The sequence below is a fragment of the Lysinibacillus sp. LK3 genome, assembly GCF_001043675.1.
GTDB classification, from domain to species: domain Bacteria; phylum Bacillota; class Bacilli; order Bacillales_A; family Planococcaceae; genus Lysinibacillus; species Lysinibacillus capsici.
Map to the genome: position 1 here is coordinate 45582 of NZ_LDUJ01000011.1, position 14652 is coordinate 60233.

The 14652-nt window shown below is 37.2% G+C and carries 9 protein-coding genes and 2 riboswitches; all 9 genes read right to left on the reverse strand.

Annotated features, from left to right (window positions below; genetic code table 11):
- Positions 1–33 precede the first annotated feature (33 nt).
- Positions 34–135: riboswitch (purine riboswitch) on the reverse strand.
- A 164-nt stretch (positions 136–299) separates the two neighbouring features.
- The 9 genes from VK91_RS06765 to VK91_RS23275 all read right to left on the reverse strand — a co-directional run bounded on the left by VK91_RS06765 (position 300) and on the right by VK91_RS23275 (position 14630).
- A complete protein-coding gene (locus VK91_RS06765) occupies positions 300–2123 on the reverse strand; it encodes an APC family permease (protein ID WP_048391918.1) in 1824 nt (607 codons plus the stop codon).
- A gap of 118 nt (positions 2124–2241) precedes the next feature.
- Positions 2242–2391, reverse strand: a riboswitch (cyclic di-AMP (ydaO/yuaA leader).
- 213 nt (positions 2392–2604) lie between these two features.
- Positions 2605–3129: a PepSY domain-containing protein gene (locus VK91_RS06770; RefSeq protein ID WP_048391919.1), complete on the reverse strand. Its 525-nt coding sequence runs from the start codon at positions 3127–3129 to the stop codon at positions 2605–2607.
- 90 nt (positions 3130–3219) lie between these two features.
- Complete coding sequence (locus VK91_RS06775) at positions 3220–3891, reverse strand: PepSY domain-containing protein (protein WP_048391920.1); 672 nt, start codon at positions 3889–3891, stop codon at positions 3220–3222.
- Complete coding sequence (locus tag VK91_RS06780; RefSeq protein WP_048391921.1) at positions 3888–5183, reverse strand: HAMP domain-containing sensor histidine kinase; 1296 nt, start codon at positions 5181–5183, stop codon at positions 3888–3890. Before VK91_RS06780 ends, VK91_RS06775 begins: the two co-directional genes overlap by 4 nt.
- Positions 5173–5868, reverse strand: coding sequence for a response regulator transcription factor (locus VK91_RS06785; protein WP_048391922.1), 696 nt, complete (start codon positions 5866–5868; stop codon positions 5173–5175). Before VK91_RS06785 ends, VK91_RS06780 begins: the two co-directional genes overlap by 11 nt.
- Before the next feature lie 118 nt (positions 5869–5986).
- Complete coding sequence (locus tag VK91_RS06790; RefSeq protein WP_048391923.1) at positions 5987–6271, reverse strand: hypothetical protein; 285 nt, start codon at positions 6269–6271, stop codon at positions 5987–5989.
- Positions 6272–6369: 98 nt separating this feature from the next.
- Entirely contained in the window at positions 6370–9390 is a 3021-nt protein-coding gene (locus VK91_RS06795) for a leucine-rich repeat protein (RefSeq protein ID WP_048391924.1), read from the reverse strand.
- A gap of 150 nt (positions 9391–9540) precedes the next feature.
- Positions 9541–11979: an InlB B-repeat-containing protein gene (locus VK91_RS06800; RefSeq protein ID WP_048391925.1), complete on the reverse strand. Its 2439-nt coding sequence runs from the start codon at positions 11977–11979 to the stop codon at positions 9541–9543.
- 137 nt (positions 11980–12116) lie between these two features.
- The gene (locus VK91_RS23275; RefSeq protein ID WP_048391926.1) at positions 12117–14630 is read right to left on the reverse strand and encodes a LuxR C-terminal-related transcriptional regulator; all 2514 of its coding nucleotides are present in this window, start codon (positions 14628–14630) and stop codon (positions 12117–12119) included.
- Positions 14631–14652: the final 22 nt, after the last annotated feature.

Sequence of the window (14652 nt, forward strand, 5' to 3'; positions counted from 1 at the left end):
AATGAATAGAAAACATCATTAAAATTGAAGTTCTCTAAAAGCATTGCTACCCATAGTCGATTCATTTACGGTAAATCGGTAGAAACTTGCGAGCCCTATTCTCGCTATTATATGAGTGGATTTGTATGAAACTATCAGAATAACCAATTTATCACTTTATTCGGTAAGGGCTACTATCTCTCACCAAAAAAAGTTTGATTTTTCGGAATTTAATGGTATTCTGGAACTTTTTAATTGTAAACGTTCGTGTTTTCAATCAACGTACTGATTATAACAGACTATTTTCTAGCTTGCTAGCATTATTTTGATAAATGGAACGGTACTGTCATAATGACGACATTTCTGTGAAATAACAGTGATGTACGAATGAGAAGACTCGATTGGTTGTGTAGCATATGATGCCACCCTTTTTTCGGTAAGAATTGAGGGATAACAACTGTAACTTTATGACCTGTCTTCGTACATTGATGTTCTACTTTATCAATAAATTTAATTAATGGCTGTGTAATGCTGCGATATGGTGAATAGTAGGTAACTAATCGTACATCAGGTTGCCAGGCGTTCCACTTCTCTTCAAAAGCTTTTGCATCTGCTTGATCGAAAGCTACGTAAAAGGCTATCACTTTATCAACCTTAAGTGATTTGGCATAATGTAGGGAGTTTTCAACCACCTTTGTTATACCAGCTACTGGCACAATGAAAACATTCCCCTCAATAGTAGCCAGTTCCTCATGATTTAATCTTAACTGTTCTCCAACAGCTTGATAATGTTGCTTAATGCGATGGAATACAAAAATAATAATTGGTAAAAAGATAAACACTGGCCATACTTGAGGCATTTTTGTCACAAAAAACATCATTGCCACGATGAAAGAGATAGCAGCTCCAATTGTATTGATTGTAAATCTTGCTACCCAGCCTTTAGGTTTTTCGCGCCACCATTTTCTCATCATTCCCGTTTGCGCTAATGTAAAGGGAATAAATACGCCTACTGCATAGAGCGGAATTAAATGCTCTGTGGCCCCGTCAAAAAGTATAATTAAAAAAATGGCTGCAATACCTAGCATTAAAATACCATTTGAATAGCCAAGACGGTCCCCACGAATTTGGAAGATTCGTGGGATAAAACCATCCTTCGATAAATTTACAGCAAGCAAGGGAAATGCTGAATATCCTGTGTTTGCGGCAAGTACTAAAATCATTGCCGTTGTGCCCTGTACAATATAATAAAGAAAATTCCGACCAACACTAGCTTCTGCTAGTTGGGAAACGACTGTTGCTTCTGCTGTTGGTGCAACGCCATAAAAATAAGCTAGACTAACAATCCCGATGAATAAAACGGCTAAAATGGCACCCATTGCTAAAAGCGTTTTAGCAGCATTATTTGGAGCAGGATTTCTAAAATTAGGTATGGCGTTAGAAATAGCCTCTACTCCTGTTAACGCTGAGCTTCCTGAAGCAAATGCCTTTAATAAAATAAATAGGCTAATCCCTGCCACTGGTGTGCCAATCTTTGGATGTAGCTCTGCAGGCACCTGTCCAGTTGCCACATTATAGAGCCCAATCCCGATTAGCAACAGCATAACGCCTACAAATAGATAAACTGGGTACGCCAAGATAGAGGCTGACTCTGTTACACCTCGCAAGTTTAAAATCGTTAAGAAAATCACAAATATAATAGCAATGGGTACATTATAAGCATGAAGACTTGGAAATGCAGATGTAATGGCATCTGTCCCGGCCGACACACTTACTGCTACCGTTAAAATATAATCAACAAGCAAAGAACCCCCAGCAACAAGACCTGCATTCACGCCTAAATTTTCTCGAGATACGACATAGGCGCCTCCCCCATGTGGATAGGCGAAGATAACTTGACGATAGGATAAAATCAGTGCCACGAGTAGAATAACCACTCCAGCGGCAATAGGTAAAGAATACCAAAACGCCATTGTACCTACCGTCATCAGGACAATTAAAATTTGTTCTGGTCCATAGGCTACTGACGACAACGCATCGGACGATAATATGGCCAATGCCTTTGTTTTACTTAGCTTTTGTTCCCCTAACGCATCGGATCTTAATGGTTTGCCGATTACATAACGTTTGAATGAGGATTTCATTGATAAACACCTTCTAGTTTCATAGAATGTGTTTCGCCTTTCTAAATAACATCAAAAAACGTCTACAAGTCATCACTAAATAAGACTTGTAGACGCTCATCCGTCTGCCAAGCTCCACTTTTCTGCTCTTAACGCTTACGAGGTTAGCTGTCGGATTCGGGCCTGAGTAGCCCTACTCCTCCACAAGGAAGAGATTCACCCCAAGAATGGCTATGCCATCCATCAAAATTGGTTCCCCCGCGTTTAGTTGCTTCAGCGATTTAGAAATTTGAAACTTTTATAATGATGTCATATTACGCCTGCTAATTGAAAAAGTAAAGAAGAAAATTTTTCTCTTTTTTGAGTAAAAGCATAGGCTTTTTTTGAACATATAAATAATCGCTTCTTAAAGAAAATTTCCTGAATACCTAGTAAATACCCACAATATAAACAATAAAAACTGCCTTAAAGGTATATTCTACCTTCAAGACAGCTCATTATATTAGTCATCAAAGCCTTGTTCAAAGTCGATAATGTTCCCAGAGACTGCATCCACTTCTACTTCGTATTCATATTGACCGTCTTTCAGTTCAATTTCATATACACCATCATCAAGCTTAATTTTTGTCACTTTACCCTTTGCTTTTGTTTGGGCTGTCTTGATAGCCTGCTCTTTTGTAATTATTTTTGTTGTAGCAGTCGTAGCAGGAATATGATCATCCCAATCATCGTCATCTAGACGTTCCTTTTTCTGCTTGAGCAATTTTCCACTATAAGCATCAAATTTTAAATCATATTCTTCTGTATCTGTATACACCTCTACTTCATAAATAGAGCTAAACTGATTTTGGTCAAACTCGATATTGGCAACTGTACCATCCACTACCGCTAGAGCTTTCTTCTCAATTTCCTGCATGGATAAGACCTTTTTTTCTTGGGCATTTCCTGATAATAAAGTCGTCGAGCCAATCGCTGCACCCACTCCCAGTGTAATTACTAGTGCTGGAATCATGATCATTTTTTTCATGTTCATCTCTCCTTTGTTTTATCTAAACTTAGCTTACCAAGTGAAGATGATAGAACTATAAGAGAAACATTAGAATTTCATGAGAATGATTTAATGATCGTCATCCCATGTTACAGACAGTACTTTTCCTGAAACAGCATGAATTTGAAATGTAGCTTCGTCCTCCTGCGTTTCAATCTCAACTAAATAGTAACCACCCTCTGGGGTTTCTTCAAAATCAACTGAATCCACTTCACCCTTTAATTGCTTAAGAGCTATTTGAATGGCCTGTTGCTCAGTAATAATAGGCTCTTCGATAGGTTGTTCTTGTGGCTCAACCTTTTTCTCAGCCAGTAGTTCGCCAGTATAACCATCAAACGTTAAATCCTTTTGAATTTCCTCATTTTCAACACGTACAGTGTAAATGGAGTCTGTAAGCATAACGCTTTCTATATCTCCATATTCCTTTTTAACCATTTGTCTGATCTGCTTTTCTGTTAAAAGTAATTTACTATGTCCTTCTTTCAGGATTAGATCAGTCACCTGTTGTGTCGTAACATCGAGTATAGCTGCATACTTGACATCGTCACGCGTAAAAAGCATTTCAAAGGTATTTCCTTGTTTTTCAACCTGTGTAACATGACCATTGTAGATAGTCTCAATATGCCGAATAGCCTGCGCTTCACTAAGAGGTTGAACGTAAAAATAACGATGTTGAACAAACCAAATTACTCCACTACAAAGAAGGATAATAACAACAATTACTAACATCCACTTTTTCATTGCTGTCCCTCCTTTGGTATACATAAAGTAAAGCTTGAGCCTTCCCCTAGCTTACTTTTCACATCTATCGTTATACCTAATCGTTGTGCCAGTTCATGTGCAATTGCTAGCCCTAGCCCTGAACCACCTGTTTTACGATTACGATCCTCTGTTACACGATAGAAACGCTCAAACAAATGAGGAATATGCTCGACTGGAATACCAATACCAAAATCTTGGATGGTAATACGTACATGGTTGGTTGTTTCAGTGGCTTGAATACGTACTTCATCCTCACTATATTTCCTAGCATTATCCAGCAAAATAAAAAGTAGTTGCTTCAATATTTTTTCATCACTATAAATAAATTTTGGTATCTGCGCATCAATTCTAAATGTTCGATGATAAGCCTGTTCCATTTGTGAAGCTACTTTATTTAAGAAAGGGGCAAGCTCTAGTTGTTCGAAATGAACGTCCAATAGCTCTTTGTTTTTAGCTAGCTCTAGCAATTGCAACACCATTTCATGCATACGAGATGATTCATTGGCAATGGCCTGTAAGGATTCCTGAGCAACCTCACGATTATCAAAACCCCTTCTTAGGAGTAGTTTTGCATAACTTTCAATGACAGTTATAGGAGTTTTTAACTCGTGAGAGGCATTTGATACAAATTCTTGTTGCTTTTGATAATGTTGTTCAAGCTTCTCCATCATTATATTAAAAGTGCGGTTAATGTTTATTAACTCGTCCCCACCTTTTTCTGTAGTATCTATTTTTTCATATTTCCCAGTAGATGCACTTTTGCGCATGGTCTCATTTAAACGTTCTAGCGGTAATAAAATAAGTCGCCCAAGTACCAAGCTCGCTAGGAAAATTGGAATCGTTGCAACGACAGATACAACAACTAAGATGACCTTTAACAAATCTAATGTCCGTTCTACTTCTTCCATAGATTGCTGTAATGTTATGTCCACTACCGTTCCGTCGATCCAAATAGCAGGCATAGTGTAGGTAATGGCAGGGACTTCTTGCATTTCAAGGGTAGCTTGAACCTTTGTTTTCAAGCGTTCACCATCATAAATATAAACAGCACCATCCGTTGGCATATAAGCTCTTAATACTTGCTGTAGGTTGGTTTGTGCATTTAACTGACTCAGTGTAGAGCTTAAATCATTTGCCCGTGACTGGAGCTGATTATATTCCGTATCATAGGCAAATTTCTCATACAACAAATAAATTCCACTATTTGTTGCCACTATAATAACTAGCATAAGTAATGTTGTTAGTAGATGAATTTTTGTTTTAAGTCTCATAACTATGTTCCTTTAGCACATATCCAACACCGCGAATTGTTTGGATAAGAGGTGCTGGATTAGCAGCCTCAAGCTTTTGCCGTACATAACGTATATAAACATCCACAACATTTGTATCCCCATAATAATCATAGCCCCACACAGCCTCTAATATTTGCTCCCTTGTCAGTACTTGTTTAGGATGCTTTAGTAAATAGAACAACAAATCATACTCACGAGGTGTCAGCTGAATTTCCTTATCAAAATACACAACTTCCCTTGTTTGCTCGTTTATCGATAAATGGCCAAATGTAAGTGCAACTTGCTTTGGATTTACCTTCTGCGAAAACCGTAGTGCATTGCGAATTCGTGCCAGTAGCTCCTCAATTTCAAAAGGCTTTGTCACGTAATCATTGGCTCCTAAATCCAAGCCCTTTACCTTATCCTCTACTTCACTTTTAGCAGTTAGCATGATAACAGGTGTTTGGGATTCTGTTGCACGAATACGCTTTAGCACATCAATACCGCTCATCTCAGGTAGCATGATATCAAGTAAAATTAAATCCCATTGCTGCTCACGGTATTGTAGTAAGCCTTCTGCTCCTGTATGAGCCATTGCTGCCTCATATCCTTCAAATTGAAGCTCCAGTTGTAGCACTCTCGCAATATTCTCTTCATCTTCTATAATTAAAATTCGATGTGTCATGTCGAATCCGTCCTTCACCTTTTCTTTTCATCGTATACGATACAAGTGGTGAAAGTCTAATTAGAAAATGATGAGAAAGACAATACATTTCTTTTTTTGACACAGGGTACGTCTTTAACTAATAAACTTTCGGTAAAAAGCTGTAAATATCCCTTTTCTCAAAAATTCCTGAGCTTACTTTAGCAACTTTTTTGCCATTTAAACGGCTTGGAAAGGGAAACTCAATATGTGGACCATTATAATGAATAATTGTCACTGTACCATCAGAGTTATTACGCCAATCATAATTCCTTTCATCCGTTTTAATTGAAAGTTTAATCGATACAAAAGCTAAACTTAAGAATAATATGAAGAAGGCAAGACGAACGATTTTCAATAGAAACACTTCCTTTTCTATTAGCATAATAATTTACATCCTTACGCACTATTGAGTAATGTTAATAATTTGAACAAAAAAATCTCACCAAAAGCTTTATGGATAGCCATTGGTGAGGTTTTTAATTATTGATGCAAAGCTCTATACAAAAATGTTACAAACTCCGCACGTGTTACAGGATCATTTGGTCTAAAGTTGCCACTATCTCCAATTGTGATCCCATTTCCTGCAAGTATAGCGATAAAGTTGTGTGCCCAGTGTGTTTTTGGCACATCCTCGAAAGTATCTTTATTCGATGAAGTTAAATTAAAGGCAAGAACTAATACTTTTGCCATTTGAGCGCGTGTCAAATTCGTAGTTGGCTGGAAGTTCCCATCTATGCCTTCAAACAAACCTGCTTGTTGCACCTGATCGATTACCCCAAAATAGAGATGGCTTTTAGGTATATCGTTAAATTCTCGCGCATCTTTTTTCGGTTCTAGCGCTAATGCTCTTGTTAATATCAGGGCAGCATGCTGGCGCTGAATTGGTGCATTTGGCTTGAAGGTGCCATCTTGATAGCCTGTAATAATGCCCTGCTTTGCCATCTCCTGAATCATCGCCCAGGCCCAATGTCCTTGAGAAATATCTGAGAAGATGATATCTGGCTCTGTTGGTTGTGGATCAATTGGTTCTTCAGGTTTAGGTTTTTGTTCTTCAGGTTTAGGTTCTTGTTTTTCAGGTATGGTTGGCTCTGGTATTGGGGATGGATTCGGAGATATACTTCCTCCACCACCCGATGAACCGTCTTTTACCCAATGGGCATATAAGGTGATATTGGACTTCACTACATCTTTAGAAAAATTCCATGGTATCGTCAGTTCAATATCCTTATACCAGCCTGTAAATGTATAGCCTGCCTTTGTTGGATTTACTGGATTTGTTGCTAAGGTATCTTTTGTTACCTTCTGTGATGCTACTGTACTTCCTCCATTTGTTTCGAAATCCACCGTATACTGTGCGACGACGTTTTCCCATTTTGCATATAAGGTTGTATTTTGTGTTATCATATCCGTTGTAAAATTCCATGGTGTGGTGAATTGAGCATCCTTATACCAGCCTAAAAATGTATACCCTGGTTTTATAGGAATTACTGGTTTACTTACTAGTGCCTTATAATTTACTGTAATAGGATTGATTGCTGTCCCCCCATTTGTATTAAATGTGACAACATATGAATTTGCTTTCCATTTCGCATACAAGGCAAGATTGGATTCTTCAATATCAACAATGCTATTGACTGTATAATCTATACCATCTCCTACGTTAGTGCTGTTCCAACCATCAAATGTATAGCCAGTTTTTTCTAAAGATCCTATATTATCTAAGATCGTTGCTGGAGTATTTCTTGGATACATATTCATATCTACTGGTGGATTTCCTTGTTCAGAGCCATTTCCATGATAGATAATTTGATAAGTAAGTAACTCGAACTGGTGATTATTTTGATTGGCATAGGCTTGAGCAGTCGATGCATCATGACCATAAATAATTAAATTACTTGGATTTGCATTAAAAATATCTTCTAAAAGAATCGTTGCATCCGATAATATTTTCACTTGTTTAAGATTATTGTCATTAAAGGCATTATCCTCTACAGTCATTACATTTTTAGGAATTTCGATGCTACTAAGTCTATTCTTCCCAAAGGCCCATCTACCAATATTCGTTACACTACTAGGAATCTCTATACTTGTAAGCTGATTATCGAGAAATACACTTTCCGCTATACTTGTTATACTTGAGGGAATCGTTACATTTGAAAGTTCATTGGTAGCAAATGCATACGCTCCTATACTTACGACACTAGTAGGTATTACTAAAGAGGTTATGTGATTATCTGAAAACGCCCATTCTCCTATAGTCTCCAAAGTTGCTGGTAACTCAATGTTTGTTAATTGGTTCTCCATAAATGCGAAATCCCCAATTGTCTTAAGTTGATTTGGCAGCTTAACTGTAGCAAGTGCATTATCTAAAAATGCATATGAGCCAATTTGAGTAACTTGATCTGGTATTTCTATAGCAGTAAGTTTATTTGTAAAGAATACACCTTCACCTATCTTTTTAAGGTTATTTGGTAGTTTCACATACGTTAATTGATTTTCTGCAAATGCCACATCTCCAATGCTTGTTACACTGTCTGGTATAATTACCTGCGTAAGACCTTTTTCACCAAATGCTCCACTACCTATTGCTGTTACTACCCTGCCATCTAGCTGACTTGGAATGGTTATTGCCATATCAGTACCTATGTAATCTCTAATCGTTACTGACCCATCCCTATTTTTTGTCCACTCATAATCCGCTTCATTGACAGGATCTGGAGAATTTATACCTTGAAAGTTTATATTCAACCTATCTGCATACTCTTTTGCAGAAGAATTCTCTGGAGCATAAATAACAAGGTTAGGACTATGCCCTATAAAAGCATCATCACCTATTTCAACATCTTTAGAATATATAATGATTTCCTTTAGGTAATTATTTGAAAAGGCTTCATCTCCAATGCTTTTCACACTTTCTGGTATCTCTAAACTTTCAATATCATTCCTTGCAAATGCATTTGACCCTATTATTTTTACACCCTCTGGAATTTTCACATTGACAATATCATTCGTTGAAAATGCATGATCTCCTATACTAATAACACTTTTAGGTATATCTACGCTTTCTAGCAAATTTCCAGAAAATGCATAATTTCCGATACTACTTAGATTATTTGGAAGTATCACATTTGTTAGTTGGTTTAAGGAAAATACACCATCACTAATGTTCGTTAGATTACTTGGCAGTGTCACACTTGTTAACTGATTTTGATAAAAAGCATAAGCACCAATTGTTGTTATTGTTTCTGGTATCATGAGGCTTGTCAGATTTTTATTAGTAAACACCCAAGCGTCTATCCCTGTTACGATTTTCCCTTGTATTTGATGAGGAATTACCATGTCTCCGCCAGTACCTGTGTATGTCTTTATAGTTATCGATCCATCAGGGCTATCTTCCACATCATAATCAGCTTCATTAGCAAAAGTAAAAGGGATTTTCACTAACATCATGAAGATAAATAGTGTAAACCATATTCCATATCTAACACTTTTTGCTTTCATATAGTCTCTCCTTTCTTTAAAAATGAAATAATTCTTCTTCATCTTAAAGGTAATTATTTACTCCCACTATTGAGGAATGTTAATTATTTTTAGGTAAATACAAAAATCCCATCATTGGTAGTCTTATCACACCAGTGATGGGATTTTTTCTTATTGAGAGAGGGCTCTATATAAAAAGATTGCGAATTCTGCCCGTGTAACAGCATCATTAGGTCTAAAATTACCTTGATCACCTATTGTGATACCGTTTGACGCAAGAATAGCAATATAATTGTATGCCCAATGAGTAGCAGATACATCATTAAATGTTTCTTTCTTATGGGCTGTTAAGTTTAAAGCCTCTACCAATACTTTGGCCATTTGTGAACGTGTCATATTAGTTTTTGGTTGGAAGTTTCCATCTATGCCATCAAACAGCCCTGCTTGTTGCACTTGCTTAATTTCCTCAAAATAGAGATGACTTTCAGGAATATCCTTAAATATAAACGCCTCTTTTTTCGGTTCTAGCTCTAATGCTCTGGTTAACATTAGGGCAACATGCTGGCGCTGAATTGGTGCATTTGGCTTGAAGGTGCCGTCTTGATAGCCTGTAATAATGCCCTGCCTTGCCATCTCCTGAATCATCGTCCATGCCCAATGGCCCTGAGGAATATCTGAGAAAGTAATGTTTGCCTCTGTTTGGGGTGTTGGCTCGGTTGGTTGTGGCTTAGCTTGATCTTCAGGTTTAGGTTCTGGTTTTTCAGATAAGGTTGGCTCTGTCGTTTCTGGCTCTGTTAGTGTTGGGGACGAATTTCCTCCACCACCTGAAGAATCGTTTGCTAGCCATTGCCATTTTGCATATAAAGTAGTATTAGCTGTCACTATATCTGTATGGAAATTCCAGACTTTTGTGAAATGAGCATCTTTATACCAACCTGCAAATGTATAGCCTACCTTTATTGGGTTGATTGGTTGCATTGCGGTTGTATTAGCAGTAATCCTTTGGGGCGATATAGCACTTCCACCATTTGAAGCAAAGTCCAGAATATAATGTACAGTTACCCTTTCCCATTTCGCGTAAAGTGCTGTATCTTCTGCCACTTTATCAGTATCGAAGCTCCATGGTTTGGTCAGCTCTTCATTCTTATACCAGCCTACAAATTTATAACCTGTTTTTGTCGGGAACAGTGGTTCATCTATTACCTCATTATACTTAGCTGTCACAGGAGAAATTAACGTCCCTCCATTTGTATAAAAGGTAATGATGTATTCATTTGTTAGCCATTTTCCATATAACGTCATACTCTCTGTCACTTTATCGATCTCGAAGTTCCACGGTATCATCAGCTTTTCGTCTTTATACCAACCTGCAAATGTATAGCCAACTTTCGTTGGATCTGATGGCTTGGCTAATAGCTCTCCATTCAATACCTCGATTGTTATTGTGTCTGTATCTGTATGAAATATAACAGTGTATGGTTTTTTTGCCCATTTTCCATATAAAGTTATATTTCCCGTTATCACATCTGTATCAAAGTTCCAGGGTACAGTCAATTCTTCATCTTTATACCAGCCTATAAATTGAGAGCCATCTTTTATCGGAGTTGCTGGTGCAAGTGCTTTTTCTCCAGCCAGTATTTGCTGTTCATCAATAGCTGTATCGCTATTTGGCTCAAATGTAAGTGTATATGTTAACGCATTTCCCTTTGCATAAATTTTTGTTGGCTGTGTGATATTGCCATCCCACGGCTTTGCCCATGCCAAATCACTATACCAACCATCAAACCTATCACCTTGGTAGTTAAATGTATTAGGCTGCAGCACTAATGGTCTATTAAAGTAAACCCAATGCAACTGATTAGAGGCAAATGCCCAATCTTCTATATATGTAACTGCTTCAGGAATAGTCACTTCTTTCAGGTTATTACCATAAAAAGTATAGAACCCTATCTTCTTTAAGTCATCAGGTAGAATAATGGTTGTTAAGTGATTTTGATAAAACGCGTAGTTCCCTATACTTGTCACGCTACTGGGAATGGTTACACTTTCTAATTTATTCCTCGAAAATACACTGTTCTCAATTCTTGTTATACCATCTGGAATTGTCACTGCTGTTAGCTGATTATTCGCAAATGATTCTGCTCCTATTGTTTTTACGCTATCAGGAATATAGACAGTCGATAACCGATTGTCAAAAAACGCTAGATTACCTATACTCTCTAATCTATTAGGGAGGGTCACAGTCGTGATCTGATTCATCAAAAATGCTCTATCCCCTATTTTGGTCACACTTTCAGGGATAGTTACACTTGTCACATTCTTATTGAAAAATGAAGATTCCCCTATTATCGTAACGGGCTGTCCGTTAATAACAGCTGGAATATCAACATGCCCTCCTGCCCCTCCATAGGCTACAAGTGTTATGCCTGTGTCATTTGGCGCTGTATGGAATCTTGCATTACCAACTAGATTTTTGTTAAGGCTCTTTTTAGCATGACTATCCGCTCCTTCTTCAATAGCATTATGCTCATTCGCATAAGAGGCTGGAACTTGCCCATATTGGAAAAAGAGCAATATTAGAACAATCATCATGTTCGAGATTCTTTTCATTCCTCTCGCTCCTTCCTCTTAAAATCAAGTATTCTCCTCCCTTTATCTTAGAAAATTCAAGATACTTCCACTATTGAGGAATGTTAATTGTTTTATGTAAAAAAAAGACCGCTACCTAAAAAAGATAACGGATAACCTTATACCAGCGTGTTTAATAATATTGCCTGGGCTCGATTTTTAACACCTAACTTACTATAAATCCCCGAGAGATAGACTCTTACTGTACCTTCCGATAAAAATAGCTGCTCGGCTATTTCTTTATTAGAAGCACCTTTTGATAATAATAAAAATATTTCCTGTTCACGAGTTGTAAGGGACGCCAATGGTGAAATTTGCTTATACTTTTGAACACATTGGAGCAAGTGCTCAACGTAGCTCATGGAAACCTCCCTCCACTCCATTTCAAAAGATTGCTTTCGAATAGCGGCATATTTTTTTAATAAAGCATATGTTTGAGGCTCATCTATAAAGGTTCTGATATATTGATATGGTTCGGCTAATTTCAAGGCTTGGTGTAATTTTTCTAACGCCTCATCTGCTTGTCCTTGCTCAACTAAACATATGGCTAATAAAATTGTCGCTTCTATACGAGTAGATAGCTGTTCTTGTTGTTGCGCCTGTGATTGCACCTTTATAATCAATTGCTGCGCTGCTAGTAGATGTCCTTCCATGAGTAAATAACGTGCTTTTACTAGCAAATAAAATGGAAAATCCTTACCTACTTTGACCTTAGCTAACTCCTGTTCTGCTTGGACAACATTGTCTTCACGTAAAAATAAAAGTGCCTTCATTACTCTTATACTATCAATCCACTGGCGTTCATTGACAGCTTCAATTGCATGATCTAAAACCCCTTGAGCAACTATATATTGCTGTTCTAACACGGCAATTTTACTTTTAAGAATATACATCGGTACTAACAATCCTGCATCTTGAAATTGATGTCCAGAACGTATAGCTTCCTCTAATTCTGTTGATAGCTCAGCAAATTGGTTCCACTCATATAATTTTTCTGCACGCACGCCATAGCTATAGCCCGTCATACTTAAGTTTTTAAATTTCCCTGTTCTAAACTTAGCAAAATAAGACATAGCCTGTTCATCTGAAAGTAACTTCCCTCGAGACCCGATATTTGTTCTAAACAACATAGGCTCTGATTGATTATATTGTATAAATATTGCGTCCCATTTGGACCTGACTGGATTTCTCTCCAGTCTTTGTCGAATATATTCCCCAGCTTGAGAAAGATCTCCGTTTTTCATGACAAAGACATAGGCTTTCACACCTAGAAAATCATCGACAGCAGATGCATACTCACTTTTATTCATCCATTGATTGGACCTATGCTTTTGTTCTAGGTCTAGTATCGTCCGATAAGCATCTTCTAAATTGTGTAATGCTGCGAGTGTATAGGCATACATTACCATCAACTCTGGGTGTACCTCATAGCCATTAGACAAAAATGTATCAATCCATTTTACATAGGATGTTGAATGACCACAGGAAAGAAATGTTACAAGATGCTCCTGAATCCATTGTTCAGCATACATAAATACGTTGCCGCTTAAAGCAAGCTCTATAGCAGATAAAAAATTTCCATTATTATATAAAGCTACAGCTGCCTTTTCATATAAATACAAAATATCTTGCTGAGTAAAACGATTGCTCAATTCTTGGCGCAATGCTTCTCTAAATAAGTTGTGATATCGAAAAACCTGCTCTTTTGCTTCTACTCTACTAATAAATAATCCTTGTTGATCAAGCTCTAATAAGACTACTTGAGCATCAGTACGGTTTGTTAGGACATTACATGTATCAGCGGTTAATTGTTCCAAAAGCGAAGTATAAAGAAGAAAAATTTGGAGGGATGGTGCAAGTTTGGAAAAAACCTCACTCATTAAATATTGGAACACATATAAATTACTTTCTTTTAACTCTTTTTCTACATTATGAAAATCCGCTAAATTAGTTAATTGCAACCCTGTTGGCCAGCCCTCTGTTATCTCAAAAACCTTTTGAAATACCTTTACATCCAGCTTTTTATTTAAATTTTTATAAAATTCTTTTGTCTCTTCATACGTAAAAAGAAGTTGCTCTAAACCAATTTCAAGCAAGCAATGGTTTAATCTCCACTTTGCAATAGGTAATGAAATAGTTGATCTACTAGTCAAATAAATAAAGCAATTTTCAGGTAAGAAATCAATTAGTCGAGTCATCGCTTGATGGATAGCAATATTATGAATATGATGATAATCATCAATCATAATATGAATCTTTTTAGTAGATAGCGATAATTCATATAAGAGAGAGTCCACTAAAAACTCTAATGGTAACTGTGGTTGTGCATGGAGTATAGAATTAATCCGAGAGGCAGCTTCTGGCTGTAATGAGTGACCAATAGCATGAATTAAATACTTCCAATAGCGATTTAGATCATTGTCTGTTTGGTCCACCGTATACCATGCTACTGCCGTCTCAAGTTGCTGAAACCAACTACTTAGAAAAGTGGTTTTACCATACCCTGCTGGCGCTTGTACTACTATAAGTTTTGCTGTTGACTGGAGTAGAATGGCATTTAATCGTTCTCGCTCAATAATTTGCTTGCCCGTTTGAGGGACTGTTGTTTTTGAGGCTACTAAAATATTTGGCACATGTAGACCTCCTTTCTCTTTA

Bases quoted from the DNA above. Each gene is read 5' to 3' on its own strand.
- VK91_RS06765 (WP_048391918.1), bottom strand. From the start codon at position 2,123: ATGAAATCCTCATTCAAACGTTATGTAATCGGCAAACCATTAAGATCC.
- VK91_RS06770 (WP_048391919.1), bottom strand. From the start codon at position 3,129: ATGAAAAAAATGATCATGATTCCAGCACTAGTAATTACACTGGGAGTG.
- VK91_RS06795 (WP_048391924.1), bottom strand. From the start codon at position 9,390: ATGAAAGCAAAAAGTGTTAGATATGGAATATGGTTTACACTATTTATC.
- VK91_RS06775 (WP_048391920.1), bottom strand. From the start codon at position 3,891: ATGAAAAAGTGGATGTTAGTAATTGTTGTTATTATCCTTCTTTGTAGT.
- VK91_RS06785 (WP_048391922.1), bottom strand. From the start codon at position 5,868: ATGACACATCGAATTTTAATTATAGAAGATGAAGAGAATATTGCGAGA.
- VK91_RS06780 (WP_048391921.1), bottom strand. From the start codon at position 5,183: ATGAGACTTAAAACAAAAATTCATCTACTAACAACATTACTTATGCTA.
- VK91_RS06800 (WP_048391925.1), bottom strand. From the start codon at position 11,979: ATGAAAAGAATCTCGAACATGATGATTGTTCTAATATTGCTCTTTTTC.
- VK91_RS06790 (WP_048391923.1), bottom strand. From the start codon at position 6,271: ATGCTAATAGAAAAGGAAGTGTTTCTATTGAAAATCGTTCGTCTTGCC.